This is a genomic window from Vibrio neptunius, assembly GCA_019339365.1.
In the GTDB taxonomy this organism is placed as follows: domain Bacteria; phylum Pseudomonadota; class Gammaproteobacteria; order Enterobacterales; family Vibrionaceae; genus Vibrio; species Vibrio neptunius.
The window spans coordinates 333091-358951 of record CP079859.1 but is presented as its reverse complement, the minus strand read 5'-3'; the positions used below and the strand labels follow the sequence as shown (position 1 = coordinate 358951).

At 47.3% G+C, this 25861-nt stretch carries 14 protein-coding genes, 4 tRNA genes, 3 rRNA genes and 1 pseudogene; 12 read left to right on the top strand and 10 right to left on the bottom strand.

Annotated features, from left to right (window positions below; translation table 11 throughout):
• Window positions 1-191: 191 nt before the first annotated feature.
• From KW548_01710 to KW548_01680, 7 genes are all read left to right on the top strand, one after another.
• A 16S ribosomal RNA gene (locus tag KW548_01710) occupies window positions 192-1744 on the top strand.
• Window positions 1745-1833: 89 nt separating this feature from the next.
• Window positions 1834-1909 (top strand) — tRNA-Glu (locus KW548_01705).
• Window positions 1910-1911: 2 nt separating this feature from the next.
• A tRNA-Lys gene (locus tag KW548_01700) sits at window positions 1912-1987 on the top strand.
• 30 nt (window positions 1988-2017) lie between these two features.
• Window positions 2018-2093 (top strand) — tRNA-Val (locus KW548_01695).
• A 357-nt stretch (window positions 2094-2450) separates the two neighbouring features.
• Window positions 2451-5339 (top strand): 23S ribosomal RNA (locus tag KW548_01690).
• A gap of 105 nt (window positions 5340-5444) precedes the next feature.
• Window positions 5445-5560 (top strand): 5S ribosomal RNA (gene rrf / locus KW548_01685).
• Together the 16S, 23S and 5S rRNA genes with 4 tRNA genes alongside form the textbook arrangement of a ribosomal RNA operon.
• Before the next feature lie 69 nt (window positions 5561-5629).
• Window positions 5630-5720: transfer RNA gene (locus KW548_01680), tRNA-Ser, on the top strand.
• Between the two features lie 185 nt (window positions 5721-5905).
• Here the strand turns inward: KW548_01680 and add are convergent.
• From add to glnA, 5 genes and pseudogenes are all read right to left on the bottom strand, one after another.
• A complete protein-coding gene (add, locus tag KW548_01675) occupies window positions 5906-6910 on the bottom strand; it encodes an adenosine deaminase (GenBank protein QXX06870.1) in 1005 nt (334 codons plus the stop codon).
• 98 nt (window positions 6911-7008) lie between these two features.
• Window positions 7009-9549, bottom strand: a complete 2541-nt coding sequence (locus KW548_01670) for an EAL domain-containing protein (GenBank protein QXX06869.1) — start codon at window positions 9547-9549, stop codon at window positions 7009-7011.
• 156 nt (window positions 9550-9705) lie between these two features.
• Complete coding sequence (gene glnG, locus KW548_01665; protein QXX06868.1) at window positions 9706-11112, bottom strand: nitrogen regulation protein NR(I); 1407 nt, start codon at window positions 11110-11112, stop codon at window positions 9706-9708.
• A 39-nt stretch (window positions 11113-11151) separates the two neighbouring features.
• Window positions 11152-12197: pseudogene (gene glnL, locus KW548_01660) on the bottom strand (nitrogen regulation protein NR(II)).
• 291 nt (window positions 12198-12488) lie between these two features.
• Window positions 12489-13898, bottom strand: a complete 1410-nt coding sequence (gene glnA / locus KW548_01655) for a glutamate--ammonia ligase (GenBank protein ID QXX06867.1) — start codon at window positions 13896-13898, stop codon at window positions 12489-12491.
• Window positions 13899-14387: 489 nt separating this feature from the next.
• On the opposite strand from glnA, the gene typA reads away from it, so the two are divergent.
• Window positions 14388-16217 (top strand): translational GTPase TypA, encoded by a 1830-nt coding sequence (gene typA, locus KW548_01650; GenBank protein QXX06866.1) that lies wholly within the window; start codon window positions 14388-14390, stop codon window positions 16215-16217.
• A 162-nt stretch (window positions 16218-16379) separates the two neighbouring features.
• Here typA and KW548_01645 read toward each other — a convergent pair whose 3' ends face one another.
• On the bottom strand, window positions 16380-17021 hold the full coding sequence (locus KW548_01645) for a DUF2959 domain-containing protein (GenBank protein QXX06865.1): 642 nt from the start codon (window positions 17019-17021) through the stop codon (window positions 16380-16382).
• Window positions 17022-17083: 62 nt separating this feature from the next.
• Here KW548_01645 and KW548_01640 point away from each other — a divergent pair, with 62 nt between their 5' ends.
• From KW548_01640 to KW548_01630, 3 genes are read left to right on the top strand one after another with little or no spacing between them, the layout of a single operon-like run.
• Entirely contained in the window at window positions 17084-17998 is a 915-nt protein-coding gene (locus KW548_01640; GenBank protein QXX06864.1) for a virulence factor BrkB family protein, read from the top strand.
• Window positions 17970-18404 carry a D-tyrosyl-tRNA(Tyr) deacylase gene (gene dtd / locus KW548_01635; GenBank protein QXX06863.1) on the top strand — a complete coding sequence of 145 codons (435 nt, stop codon included), beginning with the start codon at window positions 17970-17972 and terminating at the stop codon, window positions 18402-18404. Before KW548_01640 ends, dtd begins: the two co-directional genes overlap by 29 nt.
• A gap of 57 nt (window positions 18405-18461) precedes the next feature.
• Complete coding sequence (locus tag KW548_01630; GenBank protein QXX06862.1) at window positions 18462-19403, top strand: bifunctional GNAT family N-acetyltransferase/hotdog fold thioesterase; 942 nt, start codon at window positions 18462-18464, stop codon at window positions 19401-19403.
• Here the strand turns inward: KW548_01630 and KW548_01625 are convergent.
• The 4 genes from KW548_01625 to hslR all read right to left on the bottom strand — a co-directional run bounded on the left by KW548_01625 (window position 19355) and on the right by hslR (window position 24714).
• The gene (locus KW548_01625; protein QXX06861.1) at window positions 19355-21313 is read right to left on the bottom strand and encodes an AsmA family protein; all 1959 of its coding nucleotides are present in this window, start codon (window positions 21311-21313) and stop codon (window positions 19355-19357) included. The two genes, KW548_01630 and KW548_01625, sit on opposite strands and share 49 nt — an antisense overlap.
• Window positions 21314-21425: 112 nt before the next feature.
• On the bottom strand, window positions 21426-23057 hold the full coding sequence (gene pckA, locus KW548_01620) for a phosphoenolpyruvate carboxykinase (ATP) (protein QXX06860.1): 1632 nt from the start codon (window positions 23055-23057) through the stop codon (window positions 21426-21428).
• 340 nt (window positions 23058-23397) lie between these two features.
• The gene (gene hslO, locus KW548_01615; GenBank protein QXX06859.1) at window positions 23398-24273 is read right to left on the bottom strand and encodes an Hsp33 family molecular chaperone HslO; all 876 of its coding nucleotides are present in this window, start codon (window positions 24271-24273) and stop codon (window positions 23398-23400) included.
• 54 nt (window positions 24274-24327) lie between these two features.
• Window positions 24328-24714: a ribosome-associated heat shock protein Hsp15 gene (gene hslR, locus KW548_01610; protein QXX06858.1), complete on the bottom strand. Its 387-nt coding sequence runs from the start codon at window positions 24712-24714 to the stop codon at window positions 24328-24330.
• Between the two features lie 254 nt (window positions 24715-24968).
• Between hslR and gspC the strand changes: the two genes are divergently transcribed.
• Window positions 24969-25835, top strand: a complete 867-nt coding sequence (gene gspC / locus KW548_01605) for a type II secretion system protein GspC (GenBank protein QXX06857.1) — start codon at window positions 24969-24971, stop codon at window positions 25833-25835.
• The last annotated feature ends 26 nt before the right edge of the window (window positions 25836-25861 follow it).

Sequence of the window (25861 nt, the reverse complement as noted above, 5' to 3'; positions counted from 1 at the left end):
ACAATATAAACCTATCAATCTGTGTGGGCACTCGTTGATGATAATCCAATTAGATACCTCGGTATCAAATTAGGTTTCAATGATACGAAGTGACCATTGAATCTTCGGATTCAGCACAGTCAATTCAAACATTACTTATGCTATTTACTTAGCAAAGCAATGTTCAGTATTCATTGAGCCGACAAAATCTTAAATTGAAGAGTTTGATCATGGCTCAGATTGAACGCTGGCGGCAGGCCTAACACATGCAAGTCGAGCGGAAACGAGTTATCAAAGCCTTCGGGTGGAGATAACGGCGTCGAGCGGCGGACGGGTGAGTAATGCCTGGGAAATTGCCCTGATGTGGGGGATAACCATTGGAAACGATGGCTAATACCGCATAATAGCTTCGGCTCAAAGAGGGGGACCTTCGGGCCTCTCGCGTCAGGATATGCCCAGGTGGGATTAGCTAGTTGGTGAGGTAATGGCTCACCAAGGCGACGATCCCTAGCTGGTCTGAGAGGATGATCAGCCACACTGGAACTGAGACACGGTCCAGACTCCTACGGGAGGCAGCAGTGGGGAATATTGCACAATGGGCGCAAGCCTGATGCAGCCATGCCGCGTGTATGAAGAAGGCCTTCGGGTTGTAAAGTACTTTCAGCAGTGAGGAAGGTGGTGTCGTTAATAGCGGCATCATTTGACGTTAGCTGCAGAAGAAGCACCGGCTAACTCCGTGCCAGCAGCCGCGGTAATACGGAGGGTGCGAGCGTTAATCGGAATTACTGGGCGTAAAGCGCATGCAGGTGGTTTGTTAAGTCAGATGTGAAAGCCCGGGGCTCAACCTCGGAATTGCATTTGAAACTGGCAGACTAGAGTACTGTAGAGGGGGGTAGAATTTCAGGTGTAGCGGTGAAATGCGTAGAGATCTGAAGGAATACCGGTGGCGAAGGCGGCCCCCTGGACAGATACTGACACTCAGATGCGAAAGCGTGGGGAGCAAACAGGATTAGATACCCTGGTAGTCCACGCCGTAAACGATGTCTACTTGGAGGTTGTGGCCTTGAGCCGTGGCTTTCGGAGCTAACGCGTTAAGTAGACCGCCTGGGGAGTACGGTCGCAAGATTAAAACTCAAATGAATTGACGGGGGCCCGCACAAGCGGTGGAGCATGTGGTTTAATTCGATGCAACGCGAAGAACCTTACCTACTCTTGACATCCTCAGAAGAGACTGGAGACAGTCTTGTGCCTTCGGGAACTGAGAGACAGGTGCTGCATGGCTGTCGTCAGCTCGTGTTGTGAAATGTTGGGTTAAGTCCCGCAACGAGCGCAACCCTTATCCTTGTTTGCCAGCGAGTAATGTCGGGAACTCCAGGGAGACTGCCGGTGATAAACCGGAGGAAGGTGGGGACGACGTCAAGTCATCATGGCCCTTACGAGTAGGGCTACACACGTGCTACAATGGCGCATACAGAGGGCAGCCAACTTGCGAAAGTGAGCGAATCCCAAAAAGTGCGTCGTAGTCCGGATTGGAGTCTGCAACTCGACTCCATGAAGTCGGAATCGCTAGTAATCGTGGATCAGAATGCCACGGTGAATACGTTCCCGGGCCTTGTACACACCGCCCGTCACACCATGGGAGTGGGCTGCAAAAGAAGTGGGTAGTTTAACCTTCGGGGGGACGCTCACCACTTTGTGGTTCATGACTGGGGTGAAGTCGTAACAAGGTAGCGCTAGGGGAACCTGGCGCTGGATCACCTCCTTATACGATGATTACTCACGATGAGTGTCCACACAGATTGATGGTTTATGTAGTTTAAGAGAACGAAGATATCCCAATATCTTCAACTTAGTGTCCCGTTCGTCTAGAGGCCTAGGACACCGCCCTTTCACGGCGGTAACAGGGGTTCGACTCCCCTACGGGATACCATTGGGTCGTTAGCTCAGTTGGTAGAGCAGTTGACTTTTAATCAATTGGTCGCAGGTTCGAATCCTGCACGACCCACCATTCTTCTCCACGAAGAATCAAAACTTATGTGGGCGATTAGCTCAGTTGGGAGAGCACCTGCCTTACAAGCAGGGGGTCACTGGTTCGAGCCCGGTATCGCCCACCATTCTCTAAGTATTTTTGGATTCAGATTTCCAAACCACTTCAGTAATACGTACGTGGTTGGATTTTTGCCGCTGAAAGTCTTTAGAAAATGTAACTTCCTTGTGAAGAAACATGCTCTTTAACAATTTGGAAAGCTGACGAATAACAACAATCCCCATCTCTATGAGATGCGTTGTTATTCATTGAAAAGTTCTCAAATCCTAATGATTTGTTCATTAGGTACCAACACACATTCAAGTGTTCTTGGAAACATCCTTGCGATGTTTATATTTGAGTCCGGCAAAATCGAGTCTGCATCATGTTTAAATAATTGCAGACAACTTTGGTTGTTTGACTGTAAGACCCTTTGGGGTTGTATGGTTAAGTGACTAAGCGTACACGGTGGATGCCTTGGCAGTCAGAGGCGATGAAGGACGTATTAACTTGCGATAAGCCCAGATTAGGCAGTAAAAGCCATTTGAGTCTGGGATTTCCGAATGGGGAAACCCACCTGCATAAGCAGGTATCATTATCTGAATACATAGGGTAATGAAGCGAACCGGGGGAACTGAAACATCTAAGTACCCCGAGGAAAAGAAATCAACCGAGATTCCGAAAGTAGCGGCGAGCGAAATTGGATTAGCCCTTAAGCCTTTAATGCGTCAGGTGAAAGTTCTGGAAAGGTCTGCGATACAGGGTGATAGCCCCGTAACCGGCAGCGCATTTTAGGTGAAATCGAGTAGGGCGGGACACGTGATATCCTGTCTGAATATGGGGGGACCATCCTCCAAGGCTAAATACTACTGACTGACCGATAGTGAACCAGTACCGTGAGGGAAAGGCGAAAAGAACCCCTGTGAGGGGAGTGAAATAGAACCTGAAACCGTGTACGTACAAGCAGTAGGAGCACCTTCGTGGTGTGACTGCGTACCTTTTGTATAATGGGTCAGCGACTTATATTCAGTAGCAAGGTTAACCATCTAGGGGAGCCGTAGAGAAATCGAGTCTTAACTGGGCGTCGAGTTGCTGGATATAGACCCGAAACCAGGTGATCTAGCCATGGGCAGGTTGAAGGTTGAGTAACATCAACTGGAGGACCGAACCGACTAATGTTGAAAAATTAGCGGATGACTTGTGGCTAGGGGTGAAAGGCCAATCAAACCTGGAGATAGCTGGTTCTCCCCGAAATCTATTTAGGTAGAGCCTCGGACGAATACTACTGGGGGTAGAGCACTGTTAAGGCTAGGGGGTCATCCCGACTTACCAACCCTTTGCAAACTCCGAATACCAGTAAGTACTATCCGGGAGACACACGGCGGGTGCTAACGTCCGTCGTGGAGAGGGAAACAACCCAGACCGCCAGCTAAGGTCCCAAATTACAGCTAAGTGGGAAACGATGTGGGAAGGCTTAGACAGCTAGGATGTTGGCTTAGAAGCAGCCATCATTTAAAGAAAGCGTAATAGCTCACTAGTCGAGTCGGCCTGCGCGGAAGATGTAACGGGGCTAAGCTGTAAACCGAAGCTGCGGCAATGCATTTTATGTATTGGGTAGGGGAGCGTTCTGTAAGCCGTTGAAGGTGAGTTGTAAAGCTTGCTGGAGGTATCAGAAGTGCGAATGCTGACATGAGTAACGATAAAGGGGGTGAAAAACCCCCTCGCCGGAAGACCAAGGGTTCCTGTCCAACGTTAATCGGGGCAGGGTAAGTCGACCCCTAAGGCGAGGCCGAAAGGCGTAGTCGATGGGAAACGGGTTAATATTCCCGTACTTCTTACAATTGCGATGGGGGGACGGAGAAGGCTAGGTGGGCCTGGCGACGGTTGTCCAGGTTCAAGTGCGTAGGCTTGAGAGTTAGGTAAATCCGGCTCTCTCTAAGGCTGAGACACGATGTCGAGCATCTACGGATGTGAAGTCATTGATGCCATGCTTCCAGGAAAAGCCTCTAAGCTTCAGATTGTAAGGAATCGTACCCCAAACCGACACAGGTGGTCGGGTAGAGAATACCAAGGCGCTTGAGAGAACTCGGGTGAAGGAACTAGGCAAAATGGTACCGTAACTTCGGGAGAAGGTACGCTCTTGACGGTGAAGTCCCTCGCGGATGGAGCTATTGAGAGTCGCAGATACCAGGTGGCTGCAACTGTTTATTAAAAACACAGCACTGTGCAAAATCGTAAGATGACGTATACGGTGTGACGCCTGCCCGGTGCCGGAAGGTTAATTGATGGGGTTAGACGTAAGTCGAAGCTCTTGATCGAAGCCCCGGTAAACGGCGGCCGTAACTATAACGGTCCTAAGGTAGCGAAATTCCTTGTCGGGTAAGTTCCGACCTGCACGAATGGCGTAATGATGGCCACGCTGTCTCCACCCGAGACTCAGTGAAATTGAAATCGCTGTGAAGATGCAGTGTACCCGCGGCTAGACGGAAAGACCCCGTGAACCTTTACTACAGCTTGGCACTGAACATTGACCCTACATGTGTAGGATAGGTGGGAGGCTTTGAACCCGGTACGCCAGTATCGGTGGAGCCGTCCTTGAAATACCACCCTTGTAGTGTTGATGTTCTAACTTAGACCCGTTATCCGGGTTGAGGACAGTGCCTGGTGGGTAGTTTGACTGGGGCGGTCTCCTCCCAAAGAGTAACGGAGGAGCACGAAGGTGGGCTAATCACGGTTGGACATCGTGAGGTTAGTGCAATGGCATAAGCCCGCTTGACTGCGAGAATGACAATTCGAGCAGGTGCGAAAGCAGGTCATAGTGATCCGGTGGTTCTGAATGGAAGGGCCATCGCTCAACGGATAAAAGGTACTCCGGGGATAACAGGCTGATACCGCCCAAGAGTTCATATCGACGGCGGTGTTTGGCACCTCGATGTCGGCTCATCACATCCTGGGGCTGAAGTCGGTCCCAAGGGTATGGCTGTTCGCCATTTAAAGTGGTACGCGAGCTGGGTTTAGAACGTCGTGAGACAGTTCGGTCCCTATCTGCCGTGGGCGTTGGAAGATTGAAGGGGGCTGCTCCTAGTACGAGAGGACCGGAGTGGACGAACCTCTGGTGTTCGGGTTGTCATGCCAATGGCATTGCCCGGTAGCTAAGTTCGGAATCGATAACCGCTGAAAGCATCTAAGCGGGAAGCGAGCCCTGAGATGAGTCTTCCCTGACCCCTTGAGGGTCCTAAAGGGTTGTTCGAGACTAGAACGTTGATAGGCAGGGTGTGTAAGCGTTGTGAGGCGTTGAGCTAACCTGTACTAATTGCCCGTGAGGCTTAACCATACAACACCCAAAGGGTTTTGATGGACTCAAAGCAAGAACAGATTGAATGTGTAGAGAACACGCTCTTAGTATAAGAGAAAACAGCTTTCCGAATTAAAGAATTTGCTTGGCGACCATAGCGTTGTGGACCCACCTGATTCCATGCCGAACTCAGAAGTGAAACGCAATAGCGCCGATGGTAGTGTGGGGCTTCCCCATGTGAGAGTAGGACATCGCCAGGCTTTAAATATCGTTACTCGTAATACGTGTAACTACATCATCAGTGTATTAATCTGACGATGACAATTTGTGGAGAGATGGCTGAGTGGTTGAAAGCACCGGTCTTGAAAACCGGCATACGTTAATAGCGTATCTAGGGTTCAAATCCCTATCTCTCCGCCACTATTAAGAAAGCCCGTTGCTAGCGCAACGGGCTTTTTGCATTTCTAGTATTAAAAAAACACTACTTAGCTTCGATAAAGAGCAGCTTTGGAAACCTAAAAACTGAACTTATTATCTCTATATCTTGCTGCTGAAGATACGAAAAAGCCGACACATAATGTCGGCCAAAAAAGCGAGTAAAAAGATTAAGCGCGGTTGGCGACTTTATTCTTAAGTTCTTGCTTCTCTGCATCCGAGATGAATGCCAGCTCTAAGCCATTGCTCTGTGCCTGACGAATGTCTTCTTGTGATAGGCCCGCTTGCGGTGCAGCCACTTCGTATTCGTATGGCAGCTCAATACCTTCCACTGCTGGGTCATCGGTGTTTAGACAGGCGAGTACACCGTGATCAAGGAATTGTTTGATCGGGTGATTGGTGAGCGACTCTACCGTACTGGTCTGGAAGTTAGAGGTTAGACAAGACTCAATACCAATACGGTTTTCTGCGAGGTAATCCATCAGTTTAGGATCGTGAATCGCTTTGACGCCATGGCCAATACGAGTGGCTCCTAGCTCTTGAATGGCTTGCCACATGCTTTCAGCGCCGGCAGCTTCACCTGCATGAACAGTGACATTTAGACCCGCATCTTTGACTTGAGTGAAATGTTTCACAAAGCGATCGCCCGGCTGACCCAATTCATCTCCTGCTAAGTCAACAGCAACGATTTTATCTCGTTGGGTCAGAATCGCATCTAACTCTTGCTGACATGCGTCTGTACCGAATGTACGACTCATAATACCAATTAGGTTAGCTTTGATACCAAAATCACGAATACCAGCTTCCACACCATCGACAACTGCTTCAACTACACCAGCCACAGGCAGTTTGTGTTTCATCGCCATGTAGTAAGGTGAGAAGCGAAGTTCAGCGTAATCAATTTGTGCATTCAATGCATCTTCAACGTTTTCGTAAGCAACGCGGCGACAGGCATCCAGATCACCAAGAACAGATACTCCCCAATCTAATTTAGACAGGAACGCGACAAGAGACGGCTCTGCTTCAACGATTTGAACATGCGGCGTCAGTGACTCCACATCGTACGCTGGCAGGGCAATACCAAATTTCTGGCCAAGTTCTAAAATTGTTTTGGTGCGAATATTTCCGTCAAGGTGACGGTGCAAATCTGTAAGTGGTATGTTCTTGGTTATCATTATAGTAATTCCGATTGTCTGAATTGAGCTAAGTATAAGAATCAATGCCAGAAGTGTCAGTAACAAATGCTCGCAAAACCGACCAAGAGTGGTGTTATTTACTTCATGTTAACCAGATTTGTTGGCCATTCGTCAAACGGAACTGGTCGACTAAACAAGTACCCTTGCCCCTGAGGACAATTGAGAGAAGTCAGCATTTGCGCCTGCTCTGATGTTTCTATACCTTCAGCGACCAAATCAACTTTCATACCACGAGTCATGTTGATGATGGCAGCAACAATGGAAGTGTCTAGATTCTCTCTTTCCATCTTTTGCACGAAAGTTCGATCTATCTTCAGGCAGTCGAATGGTAGCTTGTGCAAATACGCCAGTGAGCTGTAGCCCGTACCAAAATCGTCAATGGCGATATGAATACCCAGATCGCGAATAGCCTGCATGTTTTTGACGATGACGGGATCATTATCGACAATCCTTGACTCTGTGATTTCTAAAGTCAGGTTGCCAGCGCGTAAACCTGACGAAGAAAGTACCGAGCGCAGTGAATCTATGAGGTTTGGCTGAGAAAGCTGATTGACTGACAAATTGACATGCAGATGGAAGTCTTCGTCCCATTTTCCTTCTTCCATGCCTTTCACGGTATCATTGCAGGCTTGGGTAAGTATTTGCTCACCGATAGAGCCAATTAACCCGCTTTCTTCTGCAATAGGAATAAAGTCGAGGGGTGAGATGAGGCCTGAAGCGGGAGATAGCCAGCGAGCGAGTGCTTCTGCGCCAACAATAGCGCCCGTATTGAGGTCGACAATTGGTTGGTAAAATGGCACAAATTCTCTGTGCTCAAGGGCATCCTTGATTTTGGCTTGCATTAAGGTGCGCCTACGAGAAATGTCCGCCATTTCTGGTTTGTAGTGGCTAACTTGATTGAGATCTTGTTTGGCAGTACTTAATGCGATACTTCCGTTACGCAGCCATAGTGTCATATTGCTATGTTTGCTCTCGGTCACGACACCGATCGATACGTTGACGACTACACTGTCCTGTTCCATCACAAAAGGAGCGGCAAACATTTGTTGAACTCTGTGTGTTGCAAAAGTGATTTGCTCTTTGCTGAGAGGTTCGGTGAAATAAACCGCAAACTCGTCACCACCTATTCTAGCCATGTAACAATCATCATCAAATAAGGCTTTCAACCTCTCTGCGATGATGATGAGCAACTGATCTCCTTTGTAATGCCCCAAACTGTCATTGATATCACGGAATTTGTTGATCCCAATGAGCATCAGACAGCCGCTCATTTTGGGTAAGGTATCACATGTCTCGATCAAACCTTCTCGGCTATACAGTTTAGTCAGAGAATCAAATAGCAACTGAGAGCGCAGCGCACGAAAAGACGCTTTGAGGTTATTGGCCATTTCGTTGAAGGCAAATACCAACATGTTGGTTTCGTAGATAAACCCGGGCTGTGGCATCGTGCTATCCCAATCGCCTCTAGCTAAGTGCTTGGCTGCTGCAACGGTAGACGTGATCGGTTTTACAACTCGATTAAAGGCGAGTAAACCAATCAGAATGCCTATAAAGCTCGCGATGATGCCTATGACCCAACTGTCGCGCTGACTCTCTGGCAATTGGCCAAGCAGCTCTGATTCTGAAATTGCGATGCCAATGTACCATTGGAGACCGAAATCATCAGTGTAAGGTGTGATGTGATTAAAATATCGCTCACCATTAATCTCTAAGTTAAAGCGATTAATGTTCGGTGATGTGTGATAGTGCTGGGCAAATGCAAATTCGGCACTGGCTTTTATCACAGGGCTAGAACTTTCAGTCGCTAATAGGCGTTGGCCTTTGTCGCTCAATGGTGTTCCCCAAGAAACGACACTTCCACCAGTGGAGTGGGCAACCAACCGCTGCTCTTGATCAAACAAGTAGAGCGTAGCACGGGTTTTCTCTTGCTGTTTTTTAAGGAAGGTATTGAAGGTATTAATTCTAACATCAGTAACAACGACCCCCTGAAAGCGCCGATCTTGAAAGACGGGGGTTAACGCCGATAAAGTGATTTCCTGACGTTCGTCAGCGTTAGCGTAAATGGATGACCACATAGGCGAAAGACTGTCTGAGACTGGTGCATACCATGGGCGAATACGTGGGTCATAACCTTCAAATACTGAGCGAATATCATTACTGACAACTTGCCCACGATAAATGACCAACTTCTGCTCTGTACGGTCATCCTGAATCATCAAGGTGTATCCTTGGTCTGCTTCTTTGCGAAATCCAACGTATTCGCCACCTTCACCTCCGAAGCCGATGACATCGAGTTGCGGGATAGAGTGATAGAGACCTTGGAAACTGGTGAGAAGAAAGTGTTGTATGACAGAGGTGTTCCCTTTCTCATACAGTTGATTAAAGCCAATGTTGTGACTGAGAGCTAAACTGGCCTGAAGTGGGCGAGTTAAGAAATCATTCAGTTCTAGGGTGACATTATCTGTCAGTGCGGTGAGCTGCTTGTCACTGATGTCTCGCACCATTTCTTCATAGCTGCGTTTTTGTAAAGTAACGATGACCCCGATTGTTAAGATAAAAATCATTACAAAAGGTAGAACGACCGCGGTTCTCAATGTAATTTGCGTAGTTGCCGACATGCTGTCCTTACGTACTTGAAACTAAAATCCGTATTAGCGAGTTTGAGTCTGCAAGCCAACAGCCATAGCGCACTGATGCTGACCCATAAAGCCTTAAAATGCCTATCAATTGTACAATGCGACCAGCTTTATGGAATAAGTTAATTGAGTCAGCGGTTAATAAAGCTCTTTTAGTTTTCTGGTCAAAGTATTTCTACCCCAACCAAGAACTTTGGCTGCATCTTGCTTGTGGCCATTGGTATGTTCCAAGGCCGCTTCCAAAAGTATACGTTCAAATTCTGGAAGTGCGTAGGTGAGCAATTCAGTATCCCCTTGGGACAGTGACTGCCTAGCCCAGCTGGACAGTTGTTGCTGCCAGCTCACATCAGCATCAAAGTTGTTGACGTTGGATCTCTCTTCCAATAATTCTGCGGGTAGGTCTGCAGGAAGAATTTCACTACCGCTTGCCATCACGGTGAGCCAACGGCAAACATTTTCTAACTGCCTAACGTTGCCGGGCCAGTTAAGTCTGTTGAGCACTTCAATGGTTGAAGGGTGAAGAGTTTTGATATCTACACCAAGCTCTTCTGAGGCCAAGGCAAGAAAATGTAAGGTGAGTTTTTCTATGTCTTGTTTGCGCTCACGCAATGCTGGAATGTGAACTCGTATGACGTTAAGGCGATGGAATAAATCTTCACGGAAATCACCTTGGTGAACCAGCTTTTCCAGATTTTGGTGGGTTGCAGCGACAATACGTACATCTACTCTGATTGGAGAGTGGCCACCGACGCGATAAAACTGGCCGTCGGCAAGCACTCGTAGCAATCGCGTTTGAATATCGAGCGGCATATCGCCAATTTCGTCGAGGAACAATGTGCCACCATTGGCCTGCTCAAACCGTCCTTGTCTGATGCTGTTGGCACCAGTAAATGCCCCTTTTTCATGTCCAAACAATTCTGACTCAATCAGGTCTTTGGGAATCGCAGCCATATTTAGTGCGATGAAGGGTTTACTTGCTCTCGGGCTGTGACGATGTAAGGCGTGAGCGACCAATTCTTTACCTGTCCCTGATTCACCATTAATCAAGACAGAAATTGAAGAGCGAGATAGGCGGCCGATAGCGCGAAAGACTTCCTGCATCGCTGGCGCTTCACCAATAATCTCCGGTGCACTGTAGTCGTTGGGATCAGCATTTGCCTGTTCGCGTTTCTGTTCCTGGCCATGTGCAATGGCACGTTCGACTAAGGTTAGCGTTTCATCGACGTCAAATGGCTTTGGCAGGTATTCGAACGCCCCTTTTTGATAGGCATTGACCGCGGCATCCAGATCTGAGTGCGCTGTCATGATGATCACCGGTAAGTCTGGTGAGCGTTCATTAACTTGTTTGAGTAGCTCTATCCCATCAATACCCGGCATACGAATGTCGGACACCAGGACGTCCGGTGTTTCGCGCTCCAGTGCCAGTAGAACGCTTTCTGCGTCAGAAAACGTATCGCATTTTATATTTGCTGATGAAAGGGTTTTCTCCATGACCCAGCGTATCGAGCTGTCATCATCTACTACCCAAACGTATCCTTTACTCATAACAAACTTATCCTTTCAGCAATGCCACTAACGTAAAATTTAAATTGGCAGATATATGGTGAATGTGGTTCTGCCAGGCCAGCTCTCGACATCAATTTTTCCCTGGTGCTGGTCTATCAGGTTTTGAGCAATAGATAATCCCAATCCTGTCCCCCCTCTCTCCCGCTGACCATTGGATAGAAAAGGGTGTCTTGTAACTCTGCGGGGATCCCCGGTCCGTTGTCGATGATCTCCACCCGCGCCGCTAATTTGCAGCGCTGGCCATGAATATTGGTTTGATGCACCGTTCTGGTGCGAATGATGATATTGCCATTGTTCTGTTTTTGCAGAATCTGGCCAGCATTGCTGACAATATTCAAAAGCGCTTGCTCAATCTGATCCGAATCCATCAAAAACTCTGGCAAACTAGGGTCGTAATCGCGCTCAATCGTGATGGACTGACTCACTTCGAGTTCGACTAACTGTCGCACTTTTTCCAGAATCAGATGGAGGTTTTCCTGTTGCTTCCTACCCGGCTTTTGCGGTCCAAGTAGTCGGTCGACTAAGGAGCGTAGTCGGTCTGCCTGTTCGATGATGATTTGAGTGTATTCCATCAGAGATTGATCAGGTAGCATACGTTCGAGTAACTGAGCCGCGCCGCGCAAACCACCCAGTGGGTTTTTAATTTCATGAGCAAGACCGCGAACCAGCAGTTTGGCCGCTTGTTGTTGAGCGTGCTGATTGAGTTCTTGCGAGAGTCGACGTTGCTGGCCAATTTTGCGCATTTCGACCAGTAGCATCAGCTCTTTTTGCCAAGAAATCGGGCTGACGGTCACTTCAAGCATTAAGGGTTTACCATCGACGACAAAAGTCACATCGCTGTCGGTGATGCTTTGGCCGCTTTGTAACGGTTGAGATAATAAGGCGAGATCCATAGAAGCGTGTTGGATGAGCTTTGACAACGGCTGGTCAACGATACGTTTAGCGCTTTGTGAAAACAGCTGCTCTGCGGCTGGGTTGGCGTAACGAACCTGAAGCGATTCGTTCATGATCATCACGGAGGTGACCTGATGATTGAGTATTATGTTATCGAGTTCGCTGCTCACTGTCGTCCCTCATCCTTGACCTTAAAATGTGCAATGCACCAATTTGGTGCGGTTACATTCCAAGTATGGCGCAATAACTCATGCAGAAGAAGTGAAAAGTCCAGATATCATAGGCTTTTCAATATCGTTGCCGTTAATTGCACCGTTATGAAGGGTAAAGATGCAATAAGCTTGCCGTGCGTAAGGCTTTGAATAAAAAAGATTTTAAGTGAAGTGTCACTGATACCTAAGACACAAAAAAGGCTCACCAAAAAGGTGAGCCTCGAAGGAAGGGTTTAATCGATTGAGCGATTACACAGAGTAGTAAAGTTCAAACTCAAGTGGGTGAGTCGTCATGTTTACTTGCTCAACGTCTTGAGACTTAAGGCCGATGTAAGAATCGATAAAGTCGTCAGAGAACACACCGCCTGCTGTTAGGAACTCACGGTCTGCATCTAGTGAATCTAGTGCATCTTTTAGTGAATAAGCGACGGTTGGGATTTCAGCTGCTTCTTCCGCTGGTAGATCATACAAGTCTTTGTCCATTGCTTCACCCGGGTGAATCTTGTTCTTAATACCGTCAAGACCAGCCATTAGCATTGCTGCAAAACATAGGTATGGGTTAGCCGAAGGATCACCGAAGCGAACTTCGATACGACGTGCTTTCGGGCTTGGTACTACAGGGATACGAATAGAAGCACTACGGTTACGAGCAGAGTACGCCAGCATTACAGGCGCTTCGAAGCCTGGAACGAGACGCTTGTATGAGTTAGTTGATGCGTTCGCGAATGCGTTGATTGCGCGAGCGTGCTTGATGATACCGCCGATGTAATAGAGAGCTGTTTCAGACAGGCCGCCGTACTTATCACCCGCGAATAGGTTAACGCCATCTTTAGCGAGAGATTGGTGAACGTGCATACCAGATCCGTTGTCACCAACTAGTGGTTTAGGCATAAAGGTCGCTGTCTTACCAAATGCGTGAGCAACGTTATGAACCACGTATTTGTAGATTTGGATTTCGTCTGCTTTCGAAGTCAGTGTGTTGAAACGAGTCGCGATTTCGTTCTGACCTGCAGTCGCTACTTCGTGGTGGTGAGCTTCTACAACTAGACCCATTTCTTCCATGATTAGACACATAGCAGAACGGATGTCTTGAGATGAATCGACAGGAGCCACTGGGAAGTAACCACCTTTCACGCCTGGACGGTGGCCTTTGTTACCTTCTTCGTAATCAGAGCCTGTGTTCCATGCAGCTTCTACGTCGTCGATCTTAAAGAAAGAGCCTGACATATCAGTCGCGAACTTCACGTCGTCGAATAGGAAGAATTCTGGTTCAGGACCGATAAGTACGGTATCTGCAACACCTGTAGAGCGCATGTAATCTTCAGCACGTTTGGCGATAGAGCGAGGATCGCGATCGTAGCCTTGCATGGTTGCAGGCTCAAGGATGTCACAACGGATGTTCAGTGTTGCATCTTCTGTGAATGGGTCAAGTACAGCGGATGATGCGTCTGGCATCATAACCATGTCTGACTCGTTGATGCCTTTCCAGCCAGCAACTGAAGAACCATCGAACATCTTACCTTCTTCGAAGAAGTCTGCATCGATCTGGTGAGCAGGAATTGAGATGTGCTGCTCTTTACCTTTTGTATCGGTAAAGCGTAGGTCAACAAACTTAACTTCGTTTTCTTGGATCAGCGATAGAACGTTTTCAACTGACATCTTGGATAACCTCCAGTGTTATTAAAGCGGTGTTAGCTCGATTGGTGAACAAATCCAGCATTGATTAATTTCATTTCAATCGTATTAATCGATGCTGATATCAATAAAGCCAAAACCATGCCAAAAAATTTATTCCATTAATTTCAATAAATTAGTGGTTTTGCTGTCATTTTGGTGCACCAGCTTGCACCAAAATGACCTTAGATTGCACTCTATTGGTGCAGAACTTTTAAGATGCACCAATATGAAACAAAAGCGTATTCCATTCAGCCGCCATTCGCTACCTATGTCAATGCACAATTTTGCATATTCAGAGCGATATTGTGTTCGATCAAAGCATATTCTTCAGAAAACCAACGTATCAGATCACATATTTCTGGGTTTTTCGCTAAAATCTGGTACATTATGGCCGTTTTTTTAATCAAGTAAGCTCGCTTCATTCATTGACCATGTTTGAAGCGAGCTTCTACTATCGAGTGAATCAAATCCATGGCTACTCCACAGATTGATAAATTGAGAAATATCGCGATCATCGCGCACGTTGACCACGGTAAAACAACACTGGTTGATAAACTGCTACAGCAATCAGGCACTTTAGAGTCTCGCGGTGAAGCTGAAGAGCGAGTCATGGACTCGAACGACATCGAAAAAGAGCGTGGCATTACCATCCTTGCTAAAAACACAGCAATTAACTGGAATGACTACCGCATCAACATCGTAGATACTCCGGGACACGCGGACTTCGGTGGTGAAGTTGAGCGTATCATGTCAATGGTAGACTCAGTGCTGCTGATTGTTGACGCTGTTGATGGCCCTATGCCGCAAACACGTTTCGTAACTCAAAAAGCGTTTGCTCACGGTCTTAAGCCAATTGTTGTTATCAACAAGATTGACCGTCCTGGCGCTCGTCCTGACTGGGTTATGGATCAAGTATTCGACCTATTCGACAACCTAGGTGCCACTGATGAACAGCTAGACTTCAAAGTGGTTTACGCATCAGCGCTTAACGGTTGGGCTTCTCTAGAAGAAGGCACAACTGGCGAAGATATGGAGCCGCTATTCGAAACCATCGTTGAAGAAGTGACAGCACCGCAAGTTGACCTAGACGGTCCACTACAGATGCAAGTATCTCAGCTGGATTACAGCTCTTACGTCGGTGTTATCGGTGTTGCTCGTGTCACTCGTGGTAGCGTTAAGCCTAACCAACAAGTCACTGTTATCGGTGCGGACGGTAAGACTCGCAACGGTAAAGTGGGCACCGTAATGGGCTACCTAGGCCTTGAACGTCACGAGGTTGACCAAGCGAACGCAGGTGACATCGTTGCAATCACAGGTCTTGGTGAGCTAAAAATTTCTGACACTATCTGTGCACAGAACCAAGTTGAAGCGTTGCCAGCACTTTCTGTTGATGAGCCAACGGTAACTATGACGTTCCAAGTAAACACGTCTCCGTTTGCAGGTAAAGAAGGTAAGTTCGTGACGTCACGTAACATCCTTGAGCGCCTAGAAAAAGAACTCGTACACAACGTAGCATTGCGCGTTGAGCAACTAGATGATCCAGACAAATTCCGCGTATCAGGCCGTGGTGAACTTCACCTATCTATCCTGATCGAAAACATGCGTCGTGAAGGCTTCGAGCTAGCGGTATCTCGTCCTGAAGTTATCATCAAAGAAGAAGATGGTCAGCTAATGGAACCGTACGAAACGGTAACTATCGACGTGATGGAAGAGCACCAAGGCGGCATCATGGAGAACATCGGCCTACGTAAAGGTGAGCTGACTGATATGTCTCCAGATGGTAAAGGCCGTGTACGTATGGACTTCATCATGCCATCTCGTGGCCTGATTGGTTTCCAAACTGAATTCATGACGCTAACGTCGGGTTCTGGTCTTCTTTACCATACGTTTGATCACTACGGTCCTCACAAAGGCGGCGAGATCGGTCAACGTATCAACGGCGTACTGATTTCTAACGGTATGGGTAAAGCGCTAACCAACGCACTATTCAACCTACAAGAGCGTGGTCGCATGTTCATCGGTCACGGTGTTGAAGTTTACGAAGGTATGGTTGTTGGTATTCACAGCCGTGATAACGACCTAACAGTAAACGTACTAAAAGGTAAGCAGCTAACCAACGTTCGTGCTTCTGGTACTGATGATGCGCAGGTTCTTACTCCACCAATTATCATGACTCTTGAGCAAGCACTTGAGTTCATCGATGATGATGAGCTAGTAGAAGTAACACCTGAAAGTATCCGTGTCCGCAAGAAGTTCCTAACGGAAAGCGATCGTAAGCGTGAAGCGCGTAACGCTAAGTAATTTCACTTAATCGTTATCTAAGTTTTAAAGCCCTGAGTTGATATCAACTCAGGGCTTTTTGTTATTCGCAGCAGTAAAAGAACGCGTAGCTTTTTTTCGTCACAGCTATAGTCGCTGCGGCCACAAACGAAAATCGCCTCACTTGGAGTGGGCGTTAGAGCACTACTTTTGATTGAGCTTTTGCAGGAATTTATCTGATTCTGCTATCGCGGTATTCATATCCTTGATTGCGTACTGGATATCTTGTTCCAAGTTGGCAAACTCGCCTTGCAGAGAACCAATCGCACTTGCGTTGAGGTTGTGTTTCAAGTACAGCGTATTGTCGCGCAATGTATTGAGTACAGGTGTCATCTTGTCTTCTGCACGCTTCATTGCGCTTAACATAGTGTTGTACGAACGCTGAGTCTGTTTGAGTTTCTGTTCACTTGCGCGTTTGAGCTTAGTGCTGGTATAGAGATCTAATTCGCTTTGCCATTCAGCAAACAATGCGTCTGACACATCTTCAATGGCCGCAATTCGGTCACTGACTTCTTGTGCTGCTTTTTCACTGTCTTGGTACTTGTCGTTAATCTGGTTGTAGACGGTTTGCAGCTCGCCACCATCAAACTGAGTAAGTGCTGAGAGCGCTTCTAGTGCACTGGTGAACTCTTGTTGTGCTTCTTGCTGAGACTGTTTGGCATCTTCGACACGATCTACCATGATGTCGCGTTTGTGATAGCCTACTTGTTCCATCGCTGAGTAATAAGCAGATTGACAGCCAGTGAGGGTAAAAATGGAGAGCATCAGCGCCAGTAAGTACGGCATGATTGTGTCCTTTCCTTTAAAATGATGATGTTAGGATGGCGGAGTTGATGAGGAGTTACAAGTTGAATATCGAGCAACTGAGCAAGCAAAGTCTGAACTTTGGGCGATATCTGCTCACCCGAATGGGGCATGACAGAGTGAACGTCAATGCGGGCTATCTGGCATACATCACCTTACTGTCGATTGTGCCTATGTTAACCGTGTTGTTATCTGTACTGTCTTCGTTTTCTGTATTCGCTAACGCTGGGGATGTGATTCAAGATTTTGTCATTACCCATTTTGTGCCCGCAGCAGGGGATGCCGTTAAGCAAGCGCTACTCGAGTTTGTCGCTAACACGGGTAAAATGACCGCTGTGGGTGGTTTGTTCTTATTTGTCGCCGCTTTGATGCTGATCTCCAATATCGATAAGAACCTCAATTACATCTGGCGAGTGGAGCACAAACGGCGTGCCGTGTTTTCATTTTCTATGTACTGGATGGTGCTGACTTTAGGGCCGATCTTGGTTGGAGCGAGTATCGCCGCGACTTCTTATGTGACGTCATTAAAAATTATCGATAGCGAGGCCATTTCAGGGGCTTACGACTTTCTGTTGCGCTGGCTGCCTTTTTTACTGTCTTTCTTTGCGTTCATGGGCTTGTATATCTTGGTACCGAATAAGAAAGTCTATGTCTCTCATGCGGTAGTTGGAGCTATTGTTGCGGCATTGCTGTTTGAGGCAAGTAAAAAAGGCTTCGCGGCGTACATTACTCAATTTCCGTCCTATCAGTTAATTTATGGCGCGCTGGCTGCGATTCCGATTTTGTTTGTCTGGGTTTATTTGTGCTGGTTGATTGTTTTGATTGGTGCTGAGGTCACGGCGGCATTAGGTGAGCGAGAGCTGTGGAGTGACAACCAAGAAATGGTACACTCGACGGAAACGATCAAACAGCAGCAAGAAGGAAAGAGCAGTGATAGCGCTGATCCAAAGAGTAAGTGAAGCCGCAGTGCGCGTTGATGGCGAAGTAGTTGGTGAGATCGACCAAGGTCTACTTGTTCTACTGGGTGTAGAAAAGGACGATGATGAAGCTAAAGCGAAGCGATTGATGGAGCGTGTGACCACTTACCGAGTATTTGGTGACGATGAAGGCAAGATGAACCTCAACGTGAAACAGGTCGAAGGTAAAGTGCTGGTGGTTTCCCAATTTACTTTGCCTGCCGATACCAAAAAAGGTACCCGTGCGGGTTTCTCACGTGGAGCGCATCCAGCGGAGGCTGAGCGTTTATACGATTACTTTGCAGACCAATGCTCGAAAGTGCTGCCGACAGAGCGAGGGCGCTTCGCAGCAGATATGAAAGTATCACTGGTCAATGACGGCCCAGTAACCTTCTGGTTACAGGTATAATTATAAAGATAGGCTAGAGGGGAAACGCCAAGTGCGTTTCCATGGAAAAGGAATTTTATGTTTAAGCTGATCACGCCAAAAACGGATAACCAACTCAATAAGTATTACCACTTTCGCTGGCAAATGCTGCGCGAACCTTGGCGCATGCCGCTAGGCTCTGAGCGTGATGAATACGATCCGATGAGCCACCATCGCATGATTGTCGATGGTCGTGGACGACCTATGGCAATCGGCCGTCTTTACATCACTCCAGACAGCGAAGCACAAATTCGATATATGGCGGTGAAAGGCAATCGTCGTAGCAAAGGCATGGGTTCGCTAGTGCTGGTGGCTCTGGAATCGCTTGCCCGTCAGGAAGGGGCCAAGCGTTTGGTGTGTAATGCGCGAGAGGATGCCATTTCTTTCTACGAAAAGAACGGTTTTGAGCGGCGCGGTGACTTAACGGATGAACGTGGTCCCGTGCGTCATCAGCAGATGGTCAAAAAGCTCGACCCAATGGCCAACGTACTGCGTAAACCTGAGTGGTGCACTGAGCTGCAAGAACGCTGGGAGCATCAAATCCCTATCAGCGATAAGATGGGCATTAAGATAAATCAGTACACGGGTTATCAGTTCGAGTGTTGTTCTCAGCTCAACCCTAATCTCAACCCGCATAACACTATGTTCGCAGGCTCAGCCTTTACCCTTGCGACATTGACAGGGTGGGGAATGACGTGGTTGCTGATGAAAGAGCGTGGTCTGAGTGGTGATATTGTGTTGGCAGACAGCCAGATCCGCTACCGCCATCCGGTGACTCAGAATCCAGTAGCTTCAACCTCTTTGGATGGGATTAGTGGGGACTTAGATCGCCTAGCTTCAGGCCGAAAGGCCCGTATTGTCATTCATGTCACAATTCACAGTGGTGATACGCAAGCTGTTGATTTTATTGGTACTTATATGCTACTACCGAATTACAAGTCGATGCTGGATTTGCCTGCCTCTTCATCTTCTGAAGAGTGACTTTCTTCGCGGGCGGGTGCGGTTGATTCGATCGGCTCGCCACACACATCTTGAATCACATTGGTCAGATTGAATATATCAGACCATAATCTCTGACAGTTATGCTCGCTGGTAAAAATTAATGTGCCAAACTCAGGTTTGGTCAGATCTAATGTCCCAGCTAGTTGTGCTTGTTGTCCCTTTGATGCAATTTTAATCCGGCCACGATCGGCTTGGAGTGTAATTTTATCTAATGGCCAAATCTGCAGGTAGCTTTGATCGCCATCGGCACTTTTTGCTTCCAGTGCCCCATCATGCAGGTAGCCATTGATTGAGCCGCTCAGGCTGTGTGCCAGCATCGAATAATCACCAGACAAGCCACTCATTTCCAGTTCGACTTCAGCTAGTCCGGCGAGCTTAAACGGCAATTGGGCTTGTAATAGCGGTTGATTGACCTGAAAACCATCGGCATGCAGTGACAGTTGCCATGGGGCACTGACAGATTGACGCTGCCATTGCCCGCTTGCCTCGATATAGCCTTGATCTAGAGGTATAAAAGCGCGCTCTAAGGTAATATTGCCCTGTTTGGCCGATGCTTTTAGCACCGCTTGGGTAGTCAGCAGCTGTTCGATACTGGCATTGTTGGCACTTATTTCCAGGCTGCCATCGTAAAGTCCGACTTGGTCGTCATGAATCAAGGTTATTTCCTGCCCCTCGATATTGAGGCCAGATAACTGCCAGTAGGGAGGATGTTCGACTTGAATAAGTTGGGCATTTTCGATGTCGAGCTCAGCAATCTTCAGTGAGTGCAGAGGTTGTGATAGTTGCGCCAGAGTACTCATGAGCTGATCGGTTTGCTCCAGCCATTTTACGCCAGTGATTTTTAAGCGGTTAAGTGCAATGTTTTCTGGTGTCAGCGTGCCACTTAGTTGGACACGGCCTTGCTTGAAATCAGTATCAAACTCATCCACTGAGATGCGATTTGGAGTGAAGCTCAGCTTGGCTGTCGGTGCGACAAACCTTAGCTGGTTGAAGTCCGCACTTTCAGCATCAAACGAGATATAGCCTTGCTCTTGCTGCCACAAAGGGCGGTCAAGCGTGAGATTCTCCAAAGACGCATCGAGATGATTGAATTGCCACCCTGCGTAATGGAGGTTGCTGCTGAGGAGGTCGAGGCTATTGATCTGATAAATCGGTAGGTCGAGCGATTTAAGCCTTGAGAGTAATGTCTCTACAGAGCTATTCGGCGGTAAATCGAGCCTGTTGACGGTGACGTTGATCAACGACCACCCTTGGCTAAACTGCTCCGCTTGACCGGAAATTTCCGCTCCATGCCAGTTGAATGAAGCACCATAGATGGTACTGTCTTTTGCCTGATATTGCGCGTCGATCAGCAGGTTATCTAATGCTTCTCCTTTGATATATAACTGCTCGGCTGACAGTTGAATGTCACCATAAGGCAGGTTTTGCTCTTGGTTGAGCCACTGAGGCTTTTTGACCTGAAGATTGACGTCTCTGGCTGACCAACCCGGCGCAGTAATGTCGACATGCTGCAGCGCCAGTTGCTGCAAGTTAATGGTATGCAGCAAGGGTGAATTCAGTTCGTCGATGTCTAGATTGGCACCTTCAATTAAGACAGAGTCAAACGAGGCTTGGTTGTTTTGCCACAGTGTTGGGCTCAACCAGACGGTCAGCTTGGGGATGAGAGTCGCTTTTGGCTCGGTGTTAATTTCAACATCTTCTAATGTTAGCTGGAAGGGAGGGGAATATGACGCTTGCTGAGTTGTGATGGTATAAGAGGTCAGATTTTGTAGCATCACGTTGACCACTTTGCTCGCATAGTTGGTGTTAAGCAGAACAAACAGAGCCAGTAGCGGTAAGCTGATCAGGCTGACAATAGCAATAGCCGTCAGCAGCAGTGCTTTCTTCAAAGTCTCGACCTTCCCTCGTAGTAGATGTAGCTAGCTTGGAACATTTTTGCTTTTCAGGCAACAAAAAGCCCCTCGAAAGAGGGGCTTAGCTAAGCAATTGGTGATGATATCACTAATCTAGTTGAGGGCCTGCTGCAACCAGTGATTTCCCTTCATCGTTATCCGTGTACTTGTCGAAGTTGTTGATGAAGCGCTGAGCCAGATCTTTGGCTTTGCTTTCCCACTGTAGTGGATCAGTGTAGGTATCACGTGGATCTAGGATGGCTGGATCGACGTCATGCAACGCAGTCGGCACTTCCAGATTAAAGATTGGAATATGTTTCGTTTCTGCGTTCTCAATTGAACCATCGAGGATAGCATCGATGATACCACGGGTGTCTTGAATGGAAATACGCTTGCCACTGCCGTTCCAACCTGTGTTTACTAGGTACGCTTCAGCACCCGCTGCTTCCATACGTTTCACCAGTACCTCTGCGTACTTGGTTGGGTGTAGTGTCAGGAATGCCGCACCGAAACAAGCGGAGAAGGTTGGTGTTGGCTCTGTAATGCCACGCTCAGTACCAGCAAGTTTCGCGGTAAAGCCAGATAGGAAGTGGTACTTGGTTTGCTCTGGAGTCAACTTGGAAACAGGAGGCAGCACGCCGAATGCATCCGCAGACAAGAAGATCACCTTGTTTGCGTGACCAGCTCTCGATACTGGCTTAACGATGTTCTCAATGTGCTCAATTGGGTAAGACACTCGAGTATTTTCTGTTTTTGAACCGTCATCGAAGTCAATTGAACCGTCACTGCGTACGGTTACGTTTTCAAGTAGCGCGTCACGACGAATTGCGTTATAGATGTCCGGTTCTGCTTCTTTCGAAAGCTTGATGGTTTTGGCGTAGCACCCACCTTCGAAATTGAAGATACCATCGTCATCCCAACCGTGCTCATCATCACCGATTAACTCACGCTTAGGGTCAGTTGAGAGTGTTGTCTTACCTGTGCCTGATAGGCCGAAGAAGACAGCAACATCACCATTTTCTTTGCACTTGTTTGCGCTACAGTGCATAGAGGCTATATCTTGCAGGGGAAGGAAATAGTTCATCATCGCGAACATGCCTTTCTTCATTTCACCGCCATACCACGTGCCTCCGATCAACTGCATACGTTCAGTAAGGTTGAATACAGTAAAGTTTTCAGAGTTCAAGCCGTGCTCTTTCCATTTCTGGTTCGTGCACTTAGCACCATTCATCACCACAAAGTCAGGTTCGAATGTTGCCAACTCCTCTTCGCTAGGGCGTATGAACATGTTTTTGACGAAGTGTGCTTGCCATGCGACTTCAGTGATAACGCGAATACTTAGACGCGTATCTGGGTTAGCACCACAGTAACCGTCGATAACAAACACGCGTTTTCCAGAAAGTTGATTAGTGACCTGTTCTTTGAGGTCATTCCAGATTTCTTGAGTGATGGGCTTATTGTCGTTTTTAACCGCATCTGAAGTCCACCACATGTGCTCTTCTGTTGTTGCGTCTTTAACGATGTACTTATCTTTTGGTGAGCGTCCAGTAAAGATACCCGTGTCCACGGCAACTGCGCCTAGTTCGGTGACTACACCCTTCTCGTAGCCTTCCAGATCTGCGCGTGTTTCTTCTTCGAACAGCATTTCGTAACTTGGGTTGCGGACAACCTCTTTTACGTTGTGAAGCCCGTGTTTGGTAAGATCAATTGTTGCAGCCTTTGCATGTTCCATAACGGTCATAGGTGCTCCTTGTAGGAATATTCTGTAGGGATTTTGTAATAATGTATTGGTTATTATCTGCTCACCATGCTAGCAACGGGTCTCTGTGAAAACAGGGATACAGCTCAAAAAAAAATCCATGATTCCTGTATGGTTTTAGGCGACTCATCACATATTGGCTGGAGTAGTGTATCGTGCGCGCAAAGGATTGCGCTAGATCAAAAAGAATTATTAATTGAATAAAATTAAGTGGTTGCTTTATTACGTGAAAGTCCAATTTTTACGGGCTTTTGATCACAAAAAGGCCAGCGAAGTGCTGGCCTTTTGACTGGTAAATTACGTGCTTCTTAAATGTAAAAAATTAATGTAGCGTTTCGTTGTCCGAATCCGTGTGATCAAACAGCTCTGCGATCTGAGCTTCATCGAATGTATAGTCCGTACCGCAGTAATCGCAATGCAGAGAAATTGAGCCGACTTCCGCTAATATATCCTTTATTTCCGCACGATCGACGGTCATGATCGCAGCGCCACTGCGCTCGCGTGAGCAACCACAATGGAATGCCACTGGCTGTGGCTCAAACAGGCGAACCTTCTCTTGGTTGTAGAGACGATAAAGCAGCTCGTTGGCTTGGAGCGTAAATAGCTCTTCGTTTTTGACGGTATCCGTTAATTGCTCTAAGTGTTCAAAGTCGTCAGGTGCTCCCGTTCCATCTGGCATCACCTGAATTAGCATACCAGCAGCATGCTGCTTGCCCTCATGCTCCCCAAGACGCAACCAGATACGTGTTTTAAGTTGCTCTGAGTTTGCGAAGTAGCTTTCAAGAACTTCAGATAAGTTATCACCATCAAGGCCAACAATACCCTGATAGCGCTCTCCCTTCTTAGGATCTATGGTGATCACTAAGTGGCCTTTACCCATCATGTCATGGATGCTCGCATCTTCAGCAATGTCTCCTTCCCAGCGTGCTACACCGCGGACTTTCTGATCATGGTCGCCATTAATGACAGCCAATGAAACAGGGCCGTCACCCTGAAGTTGCAGGGTGATAGAGCCTTCGAACTTTAACGTTGCTGTCAGCAGAGTCGTCGCTACCAAGAGCTCGCCGAGTAGACTCTGAACAGGCGCTGGGTATTCCTTGCTGGAGATAATGCGTTGGTAAGCTTCATCCAATTGTACCAACTCGCCACGTACAGAAAGGTCTTCAAAAAGGTAGCGGTTTAAAACATTGTTTGCCATGTAAGCATTTCCTCGTACGTACGGTACTGATATCAGCCGAATGTTGGCTGATATTTATTGATGTTTGAATTTGATGATGTCGCGACGCTGCTTTTTATCGGGGCGGCGCTCTGGACTTGGGTTGTGCGCATGAAGTTTGCGACGGGCGGCATTTTCTTCACGCTTAGCAAGACTGTCCCCAGTTTCGGTATAGAGGGTTTGTGCTTCGGGAGCGCCACGTCGTTGATCCGAAATTTTTTCGATAACAACGGTTTTCTCCTCATGCCCCTGGCGAAGAGTAATCATTGCGCCTAGTTCAACGGCTTTACTTGGCTTGCTGCGCTGGCCATTATAGTGAACTTTGCCGCCGTCGACCATATTTCGAGCAATGGAGCGTGTTTTGTAAAAACGTGCTGCCCATAGCCATTTATCGAGTCTAACTACTTCAGTTTGGGAACCCATTGTGGATACTCGCCTCTAACTGGTGATGAATCTTGTGCCAAATTATTGCTGTAACAATGGTGATGAAGCGCGCATTTTTCAAGGTATATGGTAAAATTCCACCGCTTTACATGTTAATCAGGCGGTTAGCTATTTAGCCTGTTTCATATTTTGGTAGAATGTTTCGTTCAAATAAAAACTCAAATTATAGAGTGCTTTGTTTGGTAAATAGTACCTTGCATGGCTTTGTCAGCTGGTGATGAAAAGGATTGTGAGTGAACATACGTGGTGTAATTCAACTGGACAGTTTTGTTAAAAATCAAGACCGCCTGAGCTCAATGGCGACAGTTGTATTGTTGGGAGTAAGTGCCTGGGTGGCTGGCGCACTAATATGGAAACCTATGGAGTCGCAATCTGTTGCCCAATGGCGTCCTACTTTGGTCAGCGGTAGTGTCAGCAAAGACTCGGGTTTGAATCTTGCTGAATTGCAAAACAGCCACTTGTTTGGCCGCTATCAATCCCAAGCTCCGGTTGCGAAAAAACCCGTAGTGACGGAAGCGCCTAAAAGTCGTTTGAGTGTCATTTTGGTTGGGGTTGTCACCAGCACAGAACCCGGTAAGAACCTTGCTGTAGTCGCAAGTCGAGGTCAACAAGCGACCTATGGGATCGGTGAAACTCTGGAAGGGACAAGAGCCAAGGTGGTTCAGGTGCTGTACGATCGAATTATTGTTGATAACTCGGGTCGTAATGAGACGGTTATGCTGGAAGGACTTAAATACACTAAAGATCCGCAACCACAACCTAAAGCCAAATCGGTCAAGGCAGACGTTTCAGTTGATAAGCTGGAAGAAATTCGTGCTGTTATCCGCAAAGACGCAAAACAAATTTTCCAATATGTTCGTATGTCTCAGATTAAAAGAGACGGAGACGTTATTGGCTATCGCTTAACCCCGGGTAAAGAGAAAGAACTCTTCGAATCAGTTGGCTTACAGTCAGGGGATATAGCAACACAAATTAATGGCCAAGATCTGAGTAACCCTGCAGCGATGGGAGAGATCTTTAAAAACATGTCTCAACTCACCGAGCTCAACCTGACGGTGGAAAGAGATGGCCAGCCTTATGAAATTTATATTGAATTGTAAGAATGATGCAGATTCTTGAATCATTC

Bases quoted from the DNA above. Each gene is read 5' to 3' on its own strand.
- add (QXX06870.1), bottom strand. From the start codon at position 6,910: ATGATAACCAAGAACATACCACTTACAGATTTGCACCGTCACCTTGAC.
- KW548_01670 (QXX06869.1), bottom strand. From the start codon at position 9,549: ATGTCGGCAACTACGCAAATTACATTGAGAACCGCGGTCGTTCTACCT.
- glnG (QXX06868.1), bottom strand. From the start codon at position 11,112: ATGAGTAAAGGATACGTTTGGGTAGTAGATGATGACAGCTCGATACGC.
- glnA (QXX06867.1), bottom strand. From the start codon at position 13,898: ATGTCAGTTGAAAACGTTCTATCGCTGATCCAAGAAAACGAAGTTAAG.
- typA (QXX06866.1), top strand. From the start codon at position 14,388: ATGGCTACTCCACAGATTGATAAATTGAGAAATATCGCGATCATCGCG.
- KW548_01645 (QXX06865.1), bottom strand. From the start codon at position 17,021: ATGCCGTACTTACTGGCGCTGATGCTCTCCATTTTTACCCTCACTGGC.
- KW548_01630 (QXX06862.1), top strand. From the start codon at position 18,462: ATGTTTAAGCTGATCACGCCAAAAACGGATAACCAACTCAATAAGTAT.
- pckA (QXX06860.1), bottom strand. From the start codon at position 23,057: ATGACCGTTATGGAACATGCAAAGGCTGCAACAATTGATCTTACCAAA.
- hslO (QXX06859.1), bottom strand. From the start codon at position 24,273: ATGGCAAACAATGTTTTAAACCGCTACCTTTTTGAAGACCTTTCTGTA.
- hslR (QXX06858.1), bottom strand. From the start codon at position 24,714: ATGGGTTCCCAAACTGAAGTAGTTAGACTCGATAAATGGCTATGGGCA.